Origin of the sequence: Acinetobacter sp. UBA991 (genome assembly GCF_002292065.1) — a bacterium.
GTDB classification, from domain to species: domain Bacteria; phylum Pseudomonadota; class Gammaproteobacteria; order Pseudomonadales; family Moraxellaceae; genus Acinetobacter; species Acinetobacter higginsii.
Genome location: NZ_DBBF01000014.1, coordinates 700 through 19,112, shown reverse-complemented (window position 1 = coordinate 19,112; position 18,413 = coordinate 700). Strand labels below are relative to the sequence as shown.

Genomic DNA, 18,413 nt, shown 5'->3' with positions numbered 1-18,413 from the left:
AAATATTTGATTTATGTTGGATAGTCTGGGTTAATTTACATGAGTTATATTATGTCGATTTTAGAAGATTTTAATTAAAAATAAATTGTTAAAAGAATTTAACCTAGATGCTTAAATTAAGAGACTTCAAAAATGGAATTTATTAAATATATAGGTATTAAATTCTTAATAAAACTAAAATGGTTTTTAATTTTTCTTATAGCTTTAATAGTATTGCTAGGTGTAATCGCATTTATTGCGGATACGTTCTTTGACAACGCAGCAAGGAAAGATAGTTGTGCGGATTCTGGTGGGGCTTGGGATTATAATTTAAACCAATGTGAATATAGGTCTAATATCCCAAAGAAAAGTGGATGAACAATAACTATATTTATTATCAATATCTTATGTTGCTGTTGAGACTATATTTAAAGTAAATAGACCTCTTTTTGATCAATTCCGATACTTACTACCAAAAAAAGAAGAGTGCTTAGCAGCTCTTTTTTATTACTTACTCTTCCAAAAGTTCTTTTGAGAATAAATAACCCCATAAATATCAAACCATTAAAAATTAAGTTATATCTTAACTTGATAAAAGATATGTTAAGATATATCTTAATATGCGTAAATTAAGCAAATAAGAGAAAAATAAAGATGAAACATCAATCCGAGCATCCTCATGATGAAGCCGAAGCGGCTTTATTACATCGAGAACATCACCGAGCCGGTCGCCGTGGTCGCTTATTTGAATCAGGTCGTATGAAACTGTTAGTGCTGCATTTGATTCAGCAAAGCCCTAAACATGGCTATGAAATTATTAAAGAAATTAGTGATCTGGTAGGCGATGGTTATACCCCAAGTGCCGGAACGATTTATCCAACGCTAACCGCATTGGAAGAAATGAATTTGATTCGCGTGCTGGATGCCGAACGTAAGCAATATCAGATTACCGACTATGGCGACAGCTATTTAAAGGAGCAGCAAGACATGCTGTTGGCACTTCTACAAAAGCTGCGACTAAGACGTGAAATCCATAATAATGATCAGCTGATTGATATCCACCGCGCGATGGAAAATCTGAAAACCGCATTGCGTTTAAAGCTGAATATCACAGATTTGCAACAAGAACAGATCCATCAAATTGCGGAAAAAATTGATCAGGCCGCCATCGCAATTGGACGTTTATAAGTTGGGAGCGAAATATGTTAGAGCTACAACAGAAAATCAAACAGGCGGGTCTAAGGGTGACTCATCCACGTATGGCGGTATTGTCTGTGCTGGCACAACAATCAGAAGAGCTTACGGTGAAGCAGATTTATCAACGGCTGAATGAACAGAAACAGCAACTGAGTTTGGCTACAGTGTATCGGGTGGTCAGTGATCTGGTGCAGGCCGGCTTGATTGCTAGTTATCAGTTTCATCGTGCTGAGACCAAGTTTAATTTACCTTCAATCTCTAACGGTCAAGTGCTGCAAATTCGTTGTGCTGATTTAACCACAGCCAAACAGACCGCATTTTTACAGTCGTTGGCTGCAGTATTTCATCAATTTCAAGTCGACCTGATGCAGGTTGAAATTAAAGAGAGTGCTTAAAAGCATCTTGGAGCAGAAGCATGAAACAACATCAATATCATGTCACAGTACAACATCTAAAGGATGCGAAAGGGCAGGTTTCAACTTATAGCGAGCGTTTAGAGTTTTATACAGGCAACCATGACGATATCTTCGAGATTGTCGAACGTTTGAAGAAAGCCGATTTTTTTGATGATCAAACCACCAAATCATTTGCAGTGGGCTTAAAGCTGTTTAGTGAAGTGATGTTGGAAAACAAAGATCATTCTTTATTTGAGACTTTTCTACCTCAGTTTGGTCAGTTTATGAAAAATTTAAAACAGCAAGTGAAGAAAGACATTCCTGAGTAAGGTTGTTTTAGAACAAAGTTCATGATGCGTTCAGTAATAGATTGTTGCATAGATAGTACCCTGTGTATCGTTTATGGATCGTGCTGATGACGTTATAAATTATTAAAATTAACTAAAGATTGTTTTTATTAAAACGAGCTAAAAATGCAAGAATTGAAAGCAAGCCCACGACTGATTGCGAAATTACCCGCGAAGTATGCAGCGTGGATCTTACCGCTGATTTTATCTTTTTTTATGAGTGGGACTTTATCACTCGTTAATCTATGGATGAGAACGGGCTTTATTTCAGGGTTTACCATGATCTGGTTGGAAACATGGATGTTTTCTTGGTTGATCGCTTATCCATTGGTCTTGGTTTTATTGCCTGTGGTACGGCGTTTAACAGGCTTGATTGTCGATATGCAAGCTAAGCCATAAACCTAATGAAGTGGTATTTTATTGAAGGATATTAAGCCTATATCAAGATTGTCTCATGAATAACACTCTGTGTATTACTAAAAGACTATATTGCTGAATGATTGTATTGATAAGATCAAGCTATCAACTCATTGCAATAGCATAGGTAAAAGAGAGCAATATCATGAGCAATAATAACGACTACGATATTTCTGATTCAAAAGACTGCGAAACATATATTAATCAATTCATTCAAGAATTTACCATTCGTTCTGCCGAAATTGGTAAGGGAACCGTGATTAAGCGTGCTCTGCCGAGTCGACAAAAACGCTTGGTCGGAGCATGGTGTTTTCTAGATCATGCTGGGCCTGTGAGTTTTCCAGCGGGTGATGGTTTAGATGTGGGACCGCATCCACACATTGGTTTGCAGACGTTCACATGGATGATTGAAGGCACCATGATGCATACCGATAGTCTGGGCTCAAAACAATTAATTCGCCCGAAGCAAGTCAATTTGATGACGGCAGGTCACGGAATTTCACATACCGAAGTTGCACCTGATACCGAAACCAAAATGCATGCTGCACAGCTTTGGATTGCATTACCAGATGACAAACTGAATATGTCGCCTAAGTTTGAGCACTATCCAGAATTACCGATTGTGAATAAAGATCAGGTTGAATTTACGGTACTGGTCGGAGATTTCCTCGATACAACCTCACCTGTATACGTGCATACCCCTTTGGTGGGTGTGGATCTGACTGCACAAACCGATACTAAAACCCGTATTCCACTCAATCCAAAGTTTGAATATGCCTTTATGGCATTAGAGGGCACGGCTCGCGTCAATGGTCATGAACTGACTGCTGATAATATGGTGGTTTTGGAAACAGGACTCACTGAAATTGAAGTCGAGTTAACTCAAGGTCACCGCGTGTTATTGATTGGTGGTGAACCGTTTGAATCGCCGATTTTACTGTGGTGGAATTTTGTAGGGCGTACCATGGAAGAGTTAAAGCAAGCGCGTGAAGACTGGATTAATCACGATGCTCGTTTTGGGGAAATTCCAGATTACCAAGGTAAACGCCTAGAAGCGCCAGTGTTACCTGATCAAATGAGGGCATCAAAATGAGTATTATTGCCAGTGCAGCAGTCCAGACTTTGCCAGAACCTTGGAAGGGGGCAGTGAAGAGTGGTACACATCAATTTCTTACCGATAAGCCAGAACAGTTTGGTGGACATGATACAGGTCCTGCACCTTATGATTTCCTTACCACAAGTCTGGCCTCCTGCACTATGATCACCTTGCGAATGTACGCGCAGCATAAGGAAATGGATTTAGGTGAATTTACCGTTGAAGTCGACTTTCATACCAATCGTGAACAGCAGGAACGGATCGAACGCCGTGTAATATTTAAACAACCTGTTTCACAAGATTTAAAAGAAAAGCTTCTCAATGTCTGTAGCAAAACGCCTGTTACTAAAACTTTGTTACGTAGTTTAGACATTCAGACCATGATTCTTTAAGACTAAAGTGCTATTGTGCTTGGGCAAAACATAATTCTAAGCGTAGCTATGAGAGGGACTAAAACCATAGTTGCGCAGCTATAAAGCAGGCACAAAAATGATTACCTTACATTACCTACAATGCTCACGTTCGTTCCGCATCTTGTGGGCGTTAGAAGAACTTGGTGTGGATTGCCAAGTTGAGTATTACCAAAGGTCAGCCAGTTACGCAGCGCCAGAAAGCCTTAAACAAATTCATCCTCTCGGTAAAGCACCTATTTTGGTCGATGGGGATGATGTCATTGTTGAATCTGCTGTGATCCTCGATTATTTACAACAGCAGTATGATCTTCAAAGCAAATTTAAACCTCAACAGGCATCTGATCAACGTCAATATTCGTACTGGATGCATTATGCAGAAGCTTCATTGATGCCTTTATTGGTCATGACCCTTGTGATGAATAATGTCAGCAAACACGTTCCTTGGGTGATTCGTCCGATTGCGGAAAAAATTACCGATGGTGTTAAAGCCGGCTTTGTCCGCCCACGAGTGAAAGAACATATTTTGTATCTTGAGGATTATTTGTCAAAACATGATTATTTTGCAGGTGATTTTTCTTTTGCTGATATTCAAATGGCCTTTCCACTGATTGCGATTCAAAACCGCTTACATGGTAAGTATCCAAACATTCAGGCTTTTGTACAACGTGTTCAGCAGCGTCCGGCTTTTCAACGTGCTGAACAAGGAACGCTGCATTCTCAATGCGCATAAATTTTTAAGCATAAAAAAGGGAACTGATTGTTCCCTTTTTTATTGTGACTCTATTTTTAGCGTTTAATTACAATTGAATCAATGCCGCTATGTTGTAAGGTCTGTTGAGCAGCAAGCGCAGATTCTTGGCTGTCATAAGGTCCAGAGAACACTCGATACCACGTTTGACCATTTTCAACGCTTTTCACCACATCTGCAGATAAACCATTCAGGATGATTTCAGCACGACGTGCGTCGGCACTGTCTGGGTCAGGGTAGCTACGTACTTGTAAAATATAAGTCGCATGTGCAGGTGCTGCAGCTTGTTCACTTGGGGTGATGCCACTTGGATCTTCTGTCGTTGTAGTTTCAGGTTTTGGTGACTCGATAATCACAACATTGCCCTGAGGTTTAGACTCTGGTACGGCTTGTTCAGGAATTGGGGTTACTTGCTGTTGCGGAAGTAAGTCATAAAAACGGTAGTCTTTATTGGTATTTTCTTCTTCATAGTGTTCAGACGTTACCTGATTTTTTGCAGGAACAGGCTGCCATGGTTGCCAAAGCATGAGCATCACGGCAGCGCACAGGATCGCGAGAACTGCGACAAGCATTCCTAACCACTTTGGAATGAGTGGTTTTTTGGGCTTGTTTGGTCGTTCAGATACACCACGTTGCGTTTTTCCAAACACCAGAAATTCCTCTTGATCCTATTAGGTTATTTGTAACTTGAATCTGCTTAAAAACAAAGCATTATGTTTAAAAATAATGCTTTGTTTACCATATTGTTTAACAATCATGGTTTAAGTTTACATGTGTTTAAGCTTTGATTTACTGGTTGCCGTTCTAACTCAGGCATAGCCTTCGGTCTTGCGACGATGTGCAAAGCGTTGCTTTGCTGTTTTACAGCCCATCTCAAGCATAGCTTTCGGTCTTGCAGCCATGTGCAAAGCATTGCTTTGCTGTTTACATGGTTACTTCGGGCACAGCCCTCCGTCTTGCGACCATGTGTGAAGCTTTCGCTTCACTTTTTACATGGTCTCAGGAGCGGAGACACCGAGTAATTCTAAGCCATTGTGTAAAACTTGCTGTACATTGATTGAAAGCAATAAACGTGCTTGTGTAAGCGCTACATCATCACCCAAAACCTTATGCTCATTATACCAAGCATGGAATAGGGCAGCTAACTCTTTAAGATAGTTACCAATTTGGTGTGGTTCATAGACATTTGCCGCACGGACTAAAATATCAGGATAAGCAGCAAGCTTAGACAGAATTTCTGTTTCAGCATCAAGTTCTAAACGATTGGCTTGCTCGCGCGCTGCAACAGCATCAAAACTGATCCCTGTAGTGGCTGCTTTTTCTAACATACGACAAATACGTGCATGGGCATATTGAATGTAATACACCGCATTGTCCTTGCTTTGTGAAACTGCAAGATCAAGGTCAAAGTCGATGTGTTGTTCAGACTTACGCATCACATAGTAGAAACGTGCGGCATCATTACCCACTTCTTTACGTAGATCACGTAAAGTCACGAACTGACCCGAACGAGATGACATTTGTACCATCTCACCGCCACGCCACAAGCTCACGAACTGAACCAAAAGTACAGTCAATTTCTTCGAGTCATAGCCCATTGCATCAATGGCAGCTTTGACACGTGAAATATAACCGTGGTGGTCGGAACCCCAAATATCAATCAGGTCAGTATAGCCGCGTTGTAATTTATTTAAGTGATAAGCAATGTCAGAGGCGAAGTAAGTGGTTTGACCATTACGACGTTTTACAACACGGTCTTTTTCATCACCAAACGCAGTTGATTTAAACCAAATGTTACCCTCTTTTTCATAGAGGTAACCACGCTGGTCTAAAGTCTCAAGCGCTTCATCAATTTTGTCAGTTAAAGAATCTTCACTGAACCATTTGTCAAAGGTCACGCCAAAGTCAGCTAAGTCATCTTTGATGTCATCTAAGATGGCATGTAACGCTGCTTGATGGAAAACACGGTAGTCCGCACCCAAGTGTTGTTGTGAGTTTGCGATCAAACCATCAATGTGTTTTTCTTTATCGCCAGAAAGCACGACTTTGTTGCCTTCTGCATCGAGTTCTTCAGCGTATTGAACATCTTCTGGTACATCTTTATAGATGTCAGCAACGGCACGAACATGTGCATTGCCATCTTTATCAATAATTTCTTGTGCGATTTCTTTGACGTAGTCGCCTTGGTAGGCATTCTTCGGGAAAACCAGTGTTTGCCCGGTCAATTCTAAATAACGTAAGTAGGTTGAAGTCGCCAAAATGTCCATTTGACGACCAGCATCGTTGACATAGTATTCACGATCAACTGTTGCACCTGTTGCTTCTAATAGATTCGCAACCGTCATGCCATACGCTGCACCACGACCATGACCGACATGCAGGCTAGAGGTTGGGTTTGCAGAGACAAATTCGACTTGGATTTTTTTTGCTGCATTGGCTTGGCTACGACCATAGTTATTTTTTTGTGCTTGGATTTGATCAAGCACTGCATAGCGTTGGTCTGCATTTAAAAAGAAGTTGATAAAACCCGGACCTGCAATTTCTGCTTTGGTAATGTCAGCCACTTCAGGAAGAGCCGCCAAGATTTTTTCAGCGAGATCACGAGGTTTCATACCTGCAACTTTTGAGCCGATCATGGCGATATTTGAAGCAAAGTCTCCGTGACTTCGGTCTTTGGTACGGGTTAAATGGCTCGTGTTGGTCCAATCTGAAGGAAGTACGCCTTGTTGTTGCAGGGTTTGTACCGCATGATCGAGAGCTGCTTGTATTGCCGTATTCATAGTTACCGAAAATAAATGTCGCGGAAAAACGACCAATATAGCAAATTTTATCGGCTTAAGGGGAGTGGGATTTGTGCGGAATTAACATATTCACATAAATCTTTTTGAAGTGAGTAGAAACTTGGTGGTCATGTAGATGCTATGTTATTGATAAACATAGCATCTGATGGTTCTAGTCTTCTAAAATCTGTTCTAATAATTCATCGCTTGGCGCAAAATAATAAGCACCATCAATTGCAGTGGTAAAGTGCAATAAGCGGTCATGAATACCATCCCCTGTAGTCCCAAACATACGTTTCAGCATTTCATAGATAATGCTTAAATTGTTGGTGTAGGCAACAAAGAATAAGCCTTGCTCGCCTTTTCCATCACCATAAGGCAAGCTGTGACGCAAGATTTCCATTTCCTCACCTTCATCGTCTTCAACGACTGTACGTGCGACATGTGAGTTTTCTGGTTTTACATCATCATCCAACTCAATTGACTCAAGTTTGGTACGGCCAAACACATGTTCTTGTGCATCGACTTTCAGCATTTGCCATTTTGCAAGATCATGAATATAACGCTGCGCAAAAATAAAGCTGCCATTGGCAAAGGCACCTGCTGTTTCTGGTAGTAATGCTGCTTCTGCACGGTCATCTGGAAATTGCGGATTCTCTGTTCCATCAATAAAGCCTGTCATATCACGGCCATCAAAGAAACGGAAACAAGCACGCTCATCTAGGACTTCGACTTTGTCTTGAATGCCGTTAAAAAAAGCTTGGCTCATGGCAAAACAAATATCTGCACGGGCACTGGCAAGATGAATAAATACATCCGCTGGCACCACTGGCATATTAAAGGCACCTTGTTGCGGATCGAGTTGTTTAAAACCTTCAGGTGTTTGCGAATAGAGTTGTGCCCAAAGTTCGGGACCAAAAGCGATGGCTGTTTTAATCTGGTCATTGGGGTGTTGTGTGATTAAACGGTCACGGGTCGAAAGGAGAGCTTCAATCTGTTGTTTTAATTCGGCAATGCTTAGATCTTTTAAACGTAAAACAATAAAGCGGGCGTGGTCAGAAGGTAATGGAAGAATGACAGATTGCGCAGTCATTAAAAGCTCCTTAGTTATTTTTAAGGGGGAAAACAATAATTGTGCCTGATGTTATCAGGGCTGAGTAGCTTATTTGCTAAATTTTCTTGCCTAAAATATCAACGCGATGCGCTGATAAAACGGTATAATTCACCTTTTATTGTTCGACTGTAGTCGTTATGTCTTTGCAGATTTGGTTTGCTTTTATGTTGGCGTGCTGGGTGATTAGTATCTCACCAGGCGCAGGCGCAATTGCGTCAATGTCGAGTGGCCTCAACTACGGCTTTCGACATGGCTATTGGAATGTCATTGGCCTGCAAGTGGCGTTACTCATACAAATTCTGATTGTGGCAGCAGGTGTTGGTGTGCTGTTTGCGACAACACCTTTGGCTTTTCAGGTGGTGAAATGGTTTGGCGTCACTTATTTGGTTTATTTGGCGTATAAGCAGTGGACTGCACCGATTCAGGCGATTGAGATTCGACAGGAGCAACCTCAATCCGCTTTAGCCTTAATATTGAAAGGCTTTGTGGTGAATATGAGTAATCCTAAAGCCATTGTATTCTTGCTGGCTGTTTTACCGCAATTTCTAGATTTGAGTCGACCGCAATGGCTGCAATACGTAATTATGGCGGTCACGATGGTGACGATCGATCTGATTGTCATGGCGGGCTATACCGGACTGGCTTCGAAAGTATTGAGACTGCTTCGCTCACCAACACAGCAAAAATATTTAAATCGTGGTTTTGCGGTGATGTTTAGTGGTGCAGCACTTTTATTAAGTGCAATTCAACAGTCAAGCTGACTGCCTGATTTAGGCAGATTGAGCTTGGCTTTTGAGTTTTTGCGTGATGAAAATAGCAGCAAAGCAAAGTGCCATACACAGAACAATACTTAAGCCTGTAGAAATATTCAGTGCAGCACTCGACCATAGACCAACCGTGACCCCGAGCTGTGCTAACACAAATGCCCAAACCACCATTTGTTTTGGTGAGTGCGCCAATAAGCGTGCACTCAGGGCTGGAATTACCAGTAAAGCACCCATCAATAATGAACCGACCGCACGTAATGCCAATACGGTAAACAGTGCCAATAACAACATAAAGATCAAACGTTGCCAGTTCGCACTCACGCCTTCACTCATGGCGATATCTGGATCAATCGCAATTTGAATCTGCGCTGACCATGAACGATAAAGTACGATTAATGCACCTACAATCACCACTGCAAACATGGGTAAATCAGCCCATTCGATACTGAGTAAATCGCCGAATAAATAGCTAAGCAATTCAGGGCGCAAACTTGGTACTTGCTGAATCAGTAGTAGACCAGAGCAGAGGAGGGTAGCTGAGCTTAAAGCGAGTAATGCATCATTGGGTAGGCGTGAATCGTGCAAAACCCAAAGAAGAGCAACCAGCAACAGCGCAAGGCAAGCGACACCCAGCCAAAAAGGTAAATTCAGAATCCCTGCAACTGCGACCCCAAGTAAGGTGCCATGCGCCATGGTGTCGGCAAAAAACGACATTCTGCGCCAAAGCATCAAGCAGCCGAGAGGCGCCGTTAGAAAAACCAGCAGTGACCCCATGATCCAAGCAGGGAGGAGGAGTTGTAACCATTCCATCATGGCTTAGACCTTTGGCTCAGGGTGAATATGTGGGCGTGGATCGTGCGAACACGGTTCGGCATGATCACTATGCCCACAGTGATTGTGATGATGCTGATAGAACATACGTTGGGTGCCAAAAATCGCTTGGTATTCTGGATGCTGTTGAATACTTTCAGGTAAACCACTACAGCAAATATGTTTGTTAAGGCAGACCACGCGATGGGTACCTTGCATCACCCATTGTAGGTCATGTGACACCATTAACACAGCACAGCCATAGCGTTCAGGTAAACTGCGGACATATTCATAAAGCTCAGCTTCGGACTGAATATCCAAGCCTTGCATTGGTTCATCTAGGACTAAAATATCGGGTTGACGCAATAAAGCACGAGCCAGTAACACCCGTTGCCGTTCACCACCTGACAGTTGCTGTACTTTGGATGACTGTAATTTTTGAATGCCTGTGTCGCGAATAATCTCTTCGCGTAACGCTTGTTCGCAGACTTCTAGATCAAGCAAATCTTGTACGCGTAAAGGGAGGCTCGCAGAAGGGTTAAACTTCTGCGGGACATAGGCCATTTTTAATTTTTTAGAAAAGTGAATTTTGCCTTTATTCGGCGGCATGATACCTAACAGCACTTTGATCAATGTAGATTTGCCTGCGCCATTGGGACCAATCAACGTCACTATTTCTTTTGCTTGCAAGGCAAAATCTACATTTCTTAAAATATCTAGCTCATCACGACGAACTGAGATTTTCTCCAGCTGAATAAGTGGAGTGATTACTGGCGTGTGCTGCACTGATGACATTTTCCAGAGATTTCAATAATGCTATGTTGCGCTAAAAACTGGTCTGATGACGCAAGTTGATCGAGTTGCTGGATCAAACCTTGTGCTGATGCTTCTTTCACAGAATGACATTCCGTACAGATCAGAAAAGCCGCTTGATGACCTTCACGTGGATGACAACAAGGAATATAGGCATTAATAGATGTAAGTCTATGAATTAAGCCTTTTTCTAATAGAAAGTCTAAAGTACGGTAAACCGTAGGAGGCGCAGCAGGGCGGTCTGCTTGGCCTTTAATCTTAGCCAATAAGTCATAAGCACCCATCGGTGCAGATGCATTTAAAATGAGTTCAAGTACTTCTTTACGTAAAGGTGTCAGACGAGCGCCAGTCGCAGTACATAAAATTTCTGCTTCGGCAAGGCGTGCTTTAATATCGTGATGACCATGAACACCATGTAAAGCATTGTCATGTTCATGTGAACAAGAACTCATAGATTGACCTCATTGTTTTTGTAGAGCCTATTGAATTTTCACTGACATGAAGTGTCTGAATAGTGTCGCAATAGCCCCGCTATCATAACATGCAATTTATGATAACTATCTATATAAGTTAAATGCACGACGGATAGTGCAGCGAATCTAAAAATAGACATAGGCATTTTTTAACTTTTGTTATATTATAACATGCTTCGCTAAATTGAGTAATGTTGTGATGTCTCGCCTATTTGTCTTGGTCTTGTTTTCGATGTTAAGCACATGGGGCTGGACACAAAGCTTGGTGGTTTCAACACACCCAATTTATCTGATTGCCAAAGAAGTAACAGACGGAGTAGAAGAACCGATTCTGTTATTAAAAGATCAAAGTGGCCATGACGTACAACTCACACCAGCACACCGTAAAGCGATTCAAGATGCCTCTTTGGTGATTTGGCTTGGGAAAGCGCATGAGGCGCCGCTTGAAAAGATGCTAAATCAGAACCGTAAAGCGATTGCGCTATTGGATTCAGGCATTTTAACGACTTTACCGCTGCGTAATTTGCGTGGTGCATCTATGGCGAACACGGTAGATAGTCATGTGTGGTTAGATCCGAATAATGCGGTGCGTATCGCTTTCTTTATTGCAACTTTACGTTCTCAGCAATATCCAGAAAACAAAGCCAAATATATGGCCAATGCCAAAGAGTTCTCTCAGCAGATGCTGCAAGCCTCACAGCAATATGAAAGCTCTAATAAAGCCAAAAACTATTGGTCTTATCATGATGCCTATCAGTATCTAGAACGTGCCTTGAACTTAAAATTTGCGGGTGCACTAACAGATGATCCACATATTGCACCGACGGCAGCTCAGATTAAGTACTTAAGAGACAATCGTCCGCAAAATAAAATGTGTTTATTGGCCGAAACGACAGCAAGTGCCAGTCAGTACCAAAAAATGAACCCAGTAGTTTTCCAATCGGTCGATGAAAGCATGCGCGGTGAAGACAATTTTGTAACAGCATGGCAAAAATTGGCTTTAAAAACCGATAAATGCGTAATAAGTGCACAAAATTGATCAAAAAAATAAAAATCAATTGACTCTAACGTCAAAAAATATGGTAACGAAAAAAGCAGACTTAAGTCGAGAAAAGATTGCATGTTCAGGGGTGTAACTCTATAATGCCTGCGATTCGAAACGATCATGATTAAAACTTGTCAAGCAGTTCTGCTGTAAGTGGGTAAAAAATGAGCCAAACTAGTCGCATGATTGACCGACGATTAGCAAAAGCTTTGGTCTTCTTACAAGCATGTATGATTCCTATTGCAGCTTTACTGGCATGGGCAATGAAAGATACAACTGCTGCTTTGAGTGCTGCGCTTGGGGCTTTGGTATGTTGGTTGGCACATTGTTATTTTGCTTGGCAGTCGTTTAGAACGGCAGGCGCAAGAGCATCAAAACAAGTCATGCTGAATATGTACCGAGGAATGCTCGGTAAGTTTGCGATTGTGATCGTGGGTTTTATATTAATTTTGAGCAATGTTAAACCGCTGTCACCGGTTGCATTGTTTTGTGGATTTATTCTCGTACAAGCGATGTCGTGGGTCGCGCCATTTTGGGTGGCACGTCTACAAAAACGAGAGTAAACACATTTTGAGATTTTTGGAAGTAGAGGCGGGATCTTTGCCATCCGCTTGATTCGTTTCTACTTCTTTTTAATGATTGACATTGACCAGGTGTGATTTATGGCTGCTGAAGAACATGCCCTGACTTCGACCGAGTATATCAAGCATCACTTGACCAATATGACCTATGGCAAAATGCCTGATGGTACATGGAAATTGGCTGAGACTGCTGAAGAAGCTCATTCGATGGGGTTCACTGCAATTCACTTGGATTCAATGGGTTGGTCTATCGGACTTGGTGTGATTTTCTGTTTGTTGTTTTGGACAGTTGCGAGAGCTGCGAATGCAGGTGTTCCAACTAAATTCCAATCAGCGATTGAAATGATTATCGAGTTTGTTGACTCAAGTGTTCGTGATACTTTCCACGGCAAATCACGTTTAATTGCACCATTGGCATTAACCATTTTCGTGTGGATTTTCCTCATGAACGCAATGGACTTAATCCCTGTTGACTGGATCCCGTATACAGCTCAATTGATTGGTGCAAACGTATTTGGTATGGACCCTCACCACGTTTACTTCAAAGTTGTTCCATCTACTGACCCGAACATTACCCTTGGTATGTCGTTGTCTGTATTTGTTTTAATTTTGTTCTATAGTATTCGTGAAAAAGGGATCGGCGGTTTCGTCGGTGAATTGGCACTTAACCCATTCAACCCAAGTAACAAATTTGCAAAAGCGTTATTGATTCCAGTGAACTTAATTTTGGAATTAGTAACTTTCCTTGCTCGTCCAGTTTCGTTAGCTCTACGACTGTTCGGTAACATGTATGCGGGTGAGTTGATCTTCATCTTGATCGCATTATTGCCGTTCTGGATCCAGTGGGCGTTATCTGTGCCTTGGGCTATTTTCCACATTCTTGTAATCACGCTGCAAGCATTTATCTTTATGATGCTGACCATCGTTTACTTGAGCATGGCAAGCGAAAAGCATTAATGGTATTGCCTAACTATCACCTGATCGTTGGGCTTAAATTTTAGTTTAATTTGGTAATAACCTAACCTCTGAGGAATTTTTCATGGAACTCACTTTAGGTCTAGTTGCAATTGCATCTGCTATCTTGATCGCTTTCGGTGCTTTAGGTACTGCGATTGGTTTTGGTCTTTTAGGCGGTCGCTTCTTAGAAGCTGTTGCTCGTCAACCAGAATTGGCTCCACAACTTCAAACTCGTATGTTCTTAATTGCGGGTCTTCTTGATGCTGTGCCTATGATCGGTGTTGGTATTGGCTTGTTCTTCATCTTCGCTAATCCATTTGTAGGTTAATAGCTTAATTCCTAAATCCACATATTGAGGAATAGCGAAATGAATATCAACCTCACATTGATTGGCCAAGCAATTGCATTTGCGATCTTTGTCGCATTCTGCATGAAGTTTGTTTGGCCTCCACTAATCAATGCGATTAGTGAGCGTCAGCGTAAAATCGCTGATGGCTTAAACGCTGCTGAAAAAGCAAAAGCTGACCTTGCTGATGCGCAAGCACAAGTAAAGGCAGAATTAGACGCAGCAAAAGCACAAGCGGCTCAATTGATCGAACAAGCGAACCGTCGTTCAGCACAATTGATCGAAGAAGCGCGTACCCAAGCATCTGCTGAAGGTGAGCGTATTCGTCAACAGGCGAAAGAAACTGTTGATCAAGACATCAATTCTGCTCGCGAAGAATTACGTCAACAAGTTGCTGCTTTGGCAGTTGCTGGTGCAGAAAAAATTCTGAACCAACAAGTTGACGCAGAAGCTCATAATGCCATGCTGAATCAGCTGGCTGCTAAACTTTAAGCGAGGCGAATATGGCTGAACTCTTGACGTTAGCACGCCCGTACGCCAAAGCAGCATTTGCTTATGCATCTGAGCAGAATGCAACTGACGCTTGGTCAAATGCGTTACAACTGCTCAGTGCTGCGGTGCAAGATGAAGCATTTTCCGCTTATTTAAATCGCCCTGAGCTGACTCCTGCGGAACAAGTAGGTCTTTTTGCCAAGGTTTTAGGTGAAGATCAAACTCAATCAGTGTCTAACTTTTTGACATTGCTTGCAGATAATGATCGTTTAGTTTTACTGCCTGAAATCGCAACAGAATATGAACTACTTAAATCGCAGAACAACAACACATTGGAAGTAGAAATTGAATCTGCTTTTCCAATGGATGCGACACAAGAGCATATTTTAGCTCATGCGCTTGAAAAACGTTTTAACAGAACAGTTCATGTCACTGTTAACGTTAATCCAGCGTTGATCGCAGGTGTTGTGATTCGTGCAGGCGACCAAGTGATAGATGACTCTGCGCTTAACAAGCTTGAAAAAATGCGGACTCGTCTTCTTGCGTAATAGCAAAAAGACTGAACTTAAAAAAGATTGAGGAATAGCGCAATGCAACAACTGAATCCATCCGAGATCAGTGCGCTCATTAAACAGCGTATCGGCGATCTGGACACCAGCGCGACCGCGAAGAATGAAGGTACCATCGTCATGGTATCTGACGGTATCGTGCGCATTCACGGTCTTGCAGATGCAATGTACGGTGAAATGATCGAATTCGACGGCGGCTTATTTGGTATGGCACTGAACCTAGAACAGGATTCAGTGGGTGCCGTTGTTTTAGGTAACTACCTAAGCCTGCAAGAAGGTCAAAAAGCTCGTTGTACAGGTCGTGTATTAGAAGTTCCGGTTGGTCCTGAACTTCTTGGCCGTGTCGTAGACGCTTTGGGTAACCCAATTGATGGTAAAGGCCCAATTGATGCGAAACTTACTGATGCTGTTGAAAAAGTAGCACCAGGTGTAATTTGGCGTCAGTCTGTCGACGAACCTGTTCAAACTGGTTATAAATCAGTTGATACCATGATCCCTGTAGGTCGTGGTCAGCGTGAGTTGATTATTGGTGACCGTCAAACTGGTAAAACAGCAATGGCGATCGATGCGATCATCGCTCAGAAAAATTCTGGCATTAAATGTGTATACGTTGCGATTGGTCAAAAACAATCAACAATTGCAAACGTGGTACGTAAGCTAGAAGAAACTGGCGCTATGGCGTATACAACTGTTGTCGCAGCTGCGGCCGCTGATCCTGCAGCAATGCAGTATTTAGCTCCGTACTCAGGCTGTACAATGGGCGAATACTTCCGTGATCGTGGTGAAGATGCGTTAATTATTTATGATGATTTGTCTAAGCAAGCTGTTGCTTACCGTCAAATTTCATTACTTTTACGTCGTCCACCAGGTCGTGAAGCGTATCCAGGTGACGTATTCTATCTTCACTCGCGTCTTCTTGAACGTGCTTCGCGCGTTTCAGCTGATTATGTTGAGAAATTCACGAACGGTGCAGTAACTGGTCAAACTGGTTCTTTAACTGCGTTACCGATCATTGAAACTCAAGCTGGTGACGTATCTGCATTCGTACCAACCAACGTAATTTCGATTACTGACGGTCAGATCTTCTTAGAAACATCATTATTCAACGCAGGTATTCGTCCTGCTGTGAACGCGGGTATCTCGGTATCTCGTGTTGGTGGTTCTGCTCAAACGAAGATCATCAAAAAATTGTCTGGTGGTATCCGTACCGCTCTAGCGCAATACCGTGAATTGGCTGCGTTTGCTCAGTTTGCTTCTGATCTTGATGAAGCAACGCGTAAGCAACTTGAGCATGGTCAACGTGTAACTGAGTTAATGAAGCAAAAACAATATGCTCCATACTCAATTGCTGACCAAGCTGTTTCTGTATATGCATCTAACGAAGGCTACATGGCTGACGTAGAAGTGAAGAAAATCGTAGACTTTGATGCTGCGTTAATCTCTTACTTCCGTTCTGAACATGCTGCGTTAATGCAACAGATCGATGAAACTGGTGATTACAACAAAGACATCGAAGCAGCATTCAAAGCAGGTATTGAGAGCTTCAAAGCGACTCAAACTTACTAATTTTAGCAATAGCTAAAACTTTAGTTAAGTTTGGTTCACGGATCAACCTTCGGAAGCTCGCAAGAGCTTTCGAATACTAGGTTAAGCGTATGGCAAATTTAAAAGAAATTCGCGCCAAAGTAGCTAGTATCAAGAGCACGCAAAAGATTACTCGCGCGATGCAAATGGTAGCTGCTTCGAAAATGCGTCGTGCGCAAGAGCGCATGGCTCAGGGCCGTCCGTATGCCGATAATATGCGCCGTGTAATTGCTCACTTAGTCCAAGCAAACCCTGAATACAAACACCGTTATATGGTTGAACGCCCAGTTAAGCGCGTTGGCTATATTGTGGTGTCTTCAGATCGTGGCTTGGCAGGTGGCTTGAACATTAACTTGTTCAAGAAAGTTGTGCAGCATGTCAAAGCACAGCAAGAGCAGTCAATTGAAGTTGAATTTGCTTTGATTGGTCAAAAAGCGGTTTCGTTTTTTAAGAATTACGGCGGTAAAGTGCTTGGTGCAACGACCCAACTTGGTGATGCGCCGAGTTTGGAACAGTTAACTGGCTCAGTACAAGTTATGCTTGATGCATTTGATAAGGGCGAATTAGATCGTATCTACCTCGTATCAAATGGCTTCGTCAATGCAATGACTCAGCAGCCTAAAGTTGAACAACTTGTTCCTTTAGCACCGGCAGAAGAAAGCGATGACCTCAACCGTACTTATGGTTGGGACTATCTCTACGAACCAGAAGCAGAAGAATTGTTAAATGGTTTGTTGGTTCGCTATATCGAGTCTATGGTTTATCAAGGTGTAATTGAAAACGTTGCATGTGAGCAGTCAGCTCGTATGGTCGCGATGAAAGCAGCGACAGACAACGCAGGACAATTGATTAAAGACCTACAACTCATTTACAACAAGCTGCGTCAAGCCGCGATTACTCAGGAAATTTCTGAGATCGTTGGCGGTGCCGCTGCCGTTTAACATTATTAAGTTTGAATTGAGGAGACAGCAATGAGTAGCGGTCGTATCATTCAGATCATCGGCGCGGTTATCGACGTCGAGTTTGAGCGCAATAGCGTTCCTAAGATCTATGACGCTCTCCAAGTTGACGGTACTGAAACTACATTAGAAGTTCAGCAACAGCTTGGCGATGGTGTTGTTCGTACCATCGCAATGGGTTCTACAGAAGGTCTTAAACGTGGCCTAAATGTAACCAGCACAAATGCACCGATTTCTGTTCCAGTAGGTCCAGCGACACTTGGTCGTATTATGGACGTATTGGGTCGCCCAATTGATGAAGCAGGTCCTGTAGCGACTGAAGAGCGTTTGCCGATTCACCGTCAAGCACCTTCTTATGCTGAACAAGCAGCTTCTACTGATCTTTTAGAAACTGGTATCAAAGTCATCGACTTACTTTGCCCGTTTGCGAAAGGTGGTAAAGTTGGTTTATTCGGTGGTGCGGGTGTTGGTAAAACCGTTAACATGATGGAGTTGATCAACAACATCGCGAAAGCACACTCAGGTTTATCT

General features: G+C 42.3%; 23 protein-coding genes and 1 pseudogene. 18 read left to right on the top strand and 6 right to left on the bottom strand.

Annotated features, from left to right (window positions below):
- Window positions 1-132 precede the first annotated feature (132 nt).
- The 8 genes from B2727_RS05430 (at window position 133) to B2727_RS05395 (ending at window position 4,574) form a co-directional block, all read left to right on the top strand.
- Window positions 133-357, top strand: a complete 225-nt coding sequence (locus tag B2727_RS05430) for a hypothetical protein (RefSeq protein WP_004801936.1) — start codon at window positions 133-135, stop codon at window positions 355-357.
- Window positions 358-633: 276 nt separating this feature from the next.
- Window positions 634-1,167, top strand: coding sequence for a PadR family transcriptional regulator (locus B2727_RS05425; RefSeq protein ID WP_004801938.1), 534 nt, complete (start codon window positions 634-636; stop codon window positions 1,165-1,167).
- A 14-nt stretch (window positions 1,168-1,181) separates the two neighbouring features.
- On the top strand, window positions 1,182-1,571 hold the full coding sequence (locus B2727_RS05420; protein WP_004801940.1) for a Fur family transcriptional regulator: 390 nt from the start codon (window positions 1,182-1,184) through the stop codon (window positions 1,569-1,571).
- A 20-nt stretch (window positions 1,572-1,591) separates the two neighbouring features.
- Window positions 1,592-1,900 (top strand): DUF3861 domain-containing protein, encoded by a 309-nt coding sequence (locus B2727_RS05415; RefSeq protein WP_241289004.1) that lies wholly within the window; start codon window positions 1,592-1,594, stop codon window positions 1,898-1,900.
- A 144-nt stretch (window positions 1,901-2,044) separates the two neighbouring features.
- Window positions 2,045-2,317 carry a DUF2798 domain-containing protein gene (locus tag B2727_RS05410; protein ID WP_004801944.1) on the top strand — a complete coding sequence of 91 codons (273 nt, stop codon included), beginning with the start codon at window positions 2,045-2,047 and terminating at the stop codon, window positions 2,315-2,317.
- Between the two features lie 163 nt (window positions 2,318-2,480).
- Window positions 2,481-3,428, top strand: coding sequence for a pirin family protein (locus B2727_RS05405; protein WP_241289006.1), 948 nt, complete (start codon window positions 2,481-2,483; stop codon window positions 3,426-3,428).
- Window positions 3,425-3,823 (top strand): OsmC family protein, encoded by a 399-nt coding sequence (locus tag B2727_RS05400; RefSeq protein WP_004801954.1) that lies wholly within the window; start codon window positions 3,425-3,427, stop codon window positions 3,821-3,823. The genes B2727_RS05405 and B2727_RS05400 overlap by 4 nt, the downstream gene beginning before the upstream one ends.
- A 97-nt stretch (window positions 3,824-3,920) precedes the next feature.
- Window positions 3,921-4,574, top strand: coding sequence for a glutathione S-transferase family protein (locus tag B2727_RS05395; RefSeq protein ID WP_241289008.1), 654 nt, complete (start codon window positions 3,921-3,923; stop codon window positions 4,572-4,574).
- A 56-nt stretch (window positions 4,575-4,630) separates the two neighbouring features.
- On the opposite strand, the gene B2727_RS05390 is transcribed toward B2727_RS05395, so the two are convergent.
- The 3 genes from B2727_RS05390 to B2727_RS05380 all read right to left on the bottom strand — a co-directional run bounded on the left by B2727_RS05390 (window position 4,631) and on the right by B2727_RS05380 (window position 8,465).
- Window positions 4,631-5,242 carry an SPOR domain-containing protein gene (locus tag B2727_RS05390; RefSeq protein WP_004801958.1) on the bottom strand — a complete coding sequence of 204 codons (612 nt, stop codon included), beginning with the start codon at window positions 5,240-5,242 and terminating at the stop codon, window positions 4,631-4,633.
- 339 nt (window positions 5,243-5,581) lie between these two features.
- A complete protein-coding gene (gene argS / locus B2727_RS05385) occupies window positions 5,582-7,372 on the bottom strand; it encodes an arginine--tRNA ligase (protein WP_241345268.1) in 1,791 nt (596 codons plus the stop codon).
- 172 nt (window positions 7,373-7,544) lie between these two features.
- Window positions 7,545-8,465 carry a Dyp-type peroxidase gene (locus tag B2727_RS05380; protein WP_241345269.1) on the bottom strand — a complete coding sequence of 307 codons (921 nt, stop codon included), beginning with the start codon at window positions 8,463-8,465 and terminating at the stop codon, window positions 7,545-7,547.
- A 158-nt stretch (window positions 8,466-8,623) separates the two neighbouring features.
- Between B2727_RS05380 and B2727_RS05375 the strand changes: the two genes are divergently transcribed.
- Window positions 8,624-9,247, top strand: coding sequence for a LysE family transporter (locus B2727_RS05375; protein ID WP_033133966.1), 624 nt, complete (start codon window positions 8,624-8,626; stop codon window positions 9,245-9,247).
- 9 nt (window positions 9,248-9,256) lie between these two features.
- Here the strand turns inward: B2727_RS05375 and znuB are convergent, their stop codons facing one another.
- The 3 genes from znuB to B2727_RS05360 are packed head-to-tail and all read right to left on the bottom strand — an operon-like array spanning window position 9,257 to window position 11,328.
- A complete protein-coding gene (gene znuB, locus B2727_RS05370) occupies window positions 9,257-10,066 on the bottom strand; it encodes a zinc ABC transporter permease subunit ZnuB (RefSeq protein ID WP_033133967.1) in 810 nt (269 codons plus the stop codon).
- A 3-nt stretch (window positions 10,067-10,069) separates the two neighbouring features.
- Window positions 10,070-10,858, bottom strand: a complete 789-nt coding sequence (gene znuC / locus B2727_RS05365) for a zinc ABC transporter ATP-binding protein ZnuC (RefSeq protein WP_033133968.1) — start codon at window positions 10,856-10,858, stop codon at window positions 10,070-10,072.
- Complete coding sequence (locus B2727_RS05360) at window positions 10,831-11,328, bottom strand: transcriptional repressor (RefSeq protein ID WP_004801969.1); 498 nt, start codon at window positions 11,326-11,328, stop codon at window positions 10,831-10,833. Before B2727_RS05360 ends, znuC begins: the two co-directional genes overlap by 28 nt.
- A gap of 220 nt (window positions 11,329-11,548) precedes the next feature.
- Between B2727_RS05360 and B2727_RS05355 the strand changes: the two genes are divergently transcribed.
- The 9 genes and pseudogenes from B2727_RS05355 to B2727_RS05315 all read left to right on the top strand — a co-directional run.
- The gene (locus B2727_RS05355; protein WP_005200703.1) at window positions 11,549-12,388 is read left to right on the top strand and encodes a metal ABC transporter substrate-binding protein; all 840 of its coding nucleotides are present in this window, start codon (window positions 11,549-11,551) and stop codon (window positions 12,386-12,388) included.
- A gap of 170 nt (window positions 12,389-12,558) precedes the next feature.
- Window positions 12,559-12,957, top strand: coding sequence for an ATP synthase subunit I (locus tag B2727_RS05350; RefSeq protein WP_005200701.1), 399 nt, complete (start codon window positions 12,559-12,561; stop codon window positions 12,955-12,957).
- 99 nt (window positions 12,958-13,056) lie between these two features.
- Window positions 13,057-13,932 (top strand): F0F1 ATP synthase subunit A, encoded by an 876-nt coding sequence (atpB, locus tag B2727_RS05345; RefSeq protein ID WP_004801976.1) that lies wholly within the window; start codon window positions 13,057-13,059, stop codon window positions 13,930-13,932.
- An 82-nt stretch (window positions 13,933-14,014) separates the two neighbouring features.
- Window positions 14,015-14,260 (top strand): F0F1 ATP synthase subunit C, encoded by a 246-nt coding sequence (gene atpE / locus B2727_RS05340; RefSeq protein ID WP_000424060.1) that lies wholly within the window; start codon window positions 14,015-14,017, stop codon window positions 14,258-14,260.
- A 39-nt stretch (window positions 14,261-14,299) separates the two neighbouring features.
- Window positions 14,300-14,770, top strand: coding sequence for a F0F1 ATP synthase subunit B (locus tag B2727_RS05335; RefSeq protein WP_004801977.1), 471 nt, complete (start codon window positions 14,300-14,302; stop codon window positions 14,768-14,770).
- Window positions 14,771-14,781: 11 nt separating this feature from the next.
- Window positions 14,782-15,318, top strand: coding sequence for a F0F1 ATP synthase subunit delta (locus tag B2727_RS05330; protein ID WP_005200699.1), 537 nt, complete (start codon window positions 14,782-14,784; stop codon window positions 15,316-15,318).
- A gap of 42 nt (window positions 15,319-15,360) precedes the next feature.
- Window positions 15,361-16,905 (top strand): F0F1 ATP synthase subunit alpha, encoded by a 1,545-nt coding sequence (gene atpA / locus B2727_RS05325; protein WP_004656522.1) that lies wholly within the window; start codon window positions 15,361-15,363, stop codon window positions 16,903-16,905.
- A gap of 89 nt (window positions 16,906-16,994) precedes the next feature.
- Window positions 16,995-17,864, top strand: coding sequence for a F0F1 ATP synthase subunit gamma (gene atpG / locus B2727_RS05320; RefSeq protein ID WP_005200697.1), 870 nt, complete (start codon window positions 16,995-16,997; stop codon window positions 17,862-17,864).
- Between the two features lie 30 nt (window positions 17,865-17,894).
- Window positions 17,895-18,413: pseudogene (locus B2727_RS05315) on the top strand (F0F1 ATP synthase subunit beta); the annotation flags it as partial.

What these genes read in the sequence shown, in the direction of transcription:
- znuB (WP_033133967.1), bottom strand. Translation starts at nt 10,066, where the DNA reads ATGATGGAATGGTTACAACTCCTCCTCCCTGCTTGGATCATGGGGTCA.
- argS (WP_241345268.1), bottom strand. Translation starts at nt 7,372, where the DNA reads ATGAATACGGCAATACAAGCAGCTCTCGATCATGCGGTACAAACCCTG.
- B2727_RS05410 (WP_004801944.1), top strand. Translation starts at nt 2,045, where the DNA reads ATGCAAGAATTGAAAGCAAGCCCACGACTGATTGCGAAATTACCCGCG.
- B2727_RS05350 (WP_005200701.1), top strand. Translation starts at nt 12,559, where the DNA reads ATGAGCCAAACTAGTCGCATGATTGACCGACGATTAGCAAAAGCTTTG.
- B2727_RS05415 (WP_241289004.1), top strand. Translation starts at nt 1,592, where the DNA reads ATGAAACAACATCAATATCATGTCACAGTACAACATCTAAAGGATGCG.
- B2727_RS05395 (WP_241289008.1), top strand. Translation starts at nt 3,921, where the DNA reads ATGATTACCTTACATTACCTACAATGCTCACGTTCGTTCCGCATCTTG.
- atpB (WP_004801976.1), top strand. Translation starts at nt 13,057, where the DNA reads ATGGCTGCTGAAGAACATGCCCTGACTTCGACCGAGTATATCAAGCAT.
- B2727_RS05355 (WP_005200703.1), top strand. Translation starts at nt 11,549, where the DNA reads ATGTCTCGCCTATTTGTCTTGGTCTTGTTTTCGATGTTAAGCACATGG.
- atpA (WP_004656522.1), top strand. Translation starts at nt 15,361, where the DNA reads ATGCAACAACTGAATCCATCCGAGATCAGTGCGCTCATTAAACAGCGT.
- B2727_RS05425 (WP_004801938.1), top strand. Translation starts at nt 634, where the DNA reads ATGAAACATCAATCCGAGCATCCTCATGATGAAGCCGAAGCGGCTTTA.
- B2727_RS05375 (WP_033133966.1), top strand. Translation starts at nt 8,624, where the DNA reads ATGTCTTTGCAGATTTGGTTTGCTTTTATGTTGGCGTGCTGGGTGATT.
- znuC (WP_033133968.1), bottom strand. Translation starts at nt 10,858, where the DNA reads ATGTCATCAGTGCAGCACACGCCAGTAATCACTCCACTTATTCAGCTG.
- B2727_RS05405 (WP_241289006.1), top strand. Translation starts at nt 2,481, where the DNA reads ATGAGCAATAATAACGACTACGATATTTCTGATTCAAAAGACTGCGAA.
- B2727_RS05430 (WP_004801936.1), top strand. Translation starts at nt 133, where the DNA reads ATGGAATTTATTAAATATATAGGTATTAAATTCTTAATAAAACTAAAA.
- B2727_RS05335 (WP_004801977.1), top strand. Translation starts at nt 14,300, where the DNA reads ATGAATATCAACCTCACATTGATTGGCCAAGCAATTGCATTTGCGATC.
- B2727_RS05330 (WP_005200699.1), top strand. Translation starts at nt 14,782, where the DNA reads ATGGCTGAACTCTTGACGTTAGCACGCCCGTACGCCAAAGCAGCATTT.
- B2727_RS05360 (WP_004801969.1), bottom strand. Translation starts at nt 11,328, where the DNA reads ATGAGTTCTTGTTCACATGAACATGACAATGCTTTACATGGTGTTCAT.
- atpG (WP_005200697.1), top strand. Translation starts at nt 16,995, where the DNA reads ATGGCAAATTTAAAAGAAATTCGCGCCAAAGTAGCTAGTATCAAGAGC.
- B2727_RS05400 (WP_004801954.1), top strand. Translation starts at nt 3,425, where the DNA reads ATGAGTATTATTGCCAGTGCAGCAGTCCAGACTTTGCCAGAACCTTGG.
- atpE (WP_000424060.1), top strand. Translation starts at nt 14,015, where the DNA reads ATGGAACTCACTTTAGGTCTAGTTGCAATTGCATCTGCTATCTTGATC.
- B2727_RS05420 (WP_004801940.1), top strand. Translation starts at nt 1,182, where the DNA reads ATGTTAGAGCTACAACAGAAAATCAAACAGGCGGGTCTAAGGGTGACT.
- B2727_RS05380 (WP_241345269.1), bottom strand. Translation starts at nt 8,465, where the DNA reads ATGACTGCGCAATCTGTCATTCTTCCATTACCTTCTGACCACGCCCGC.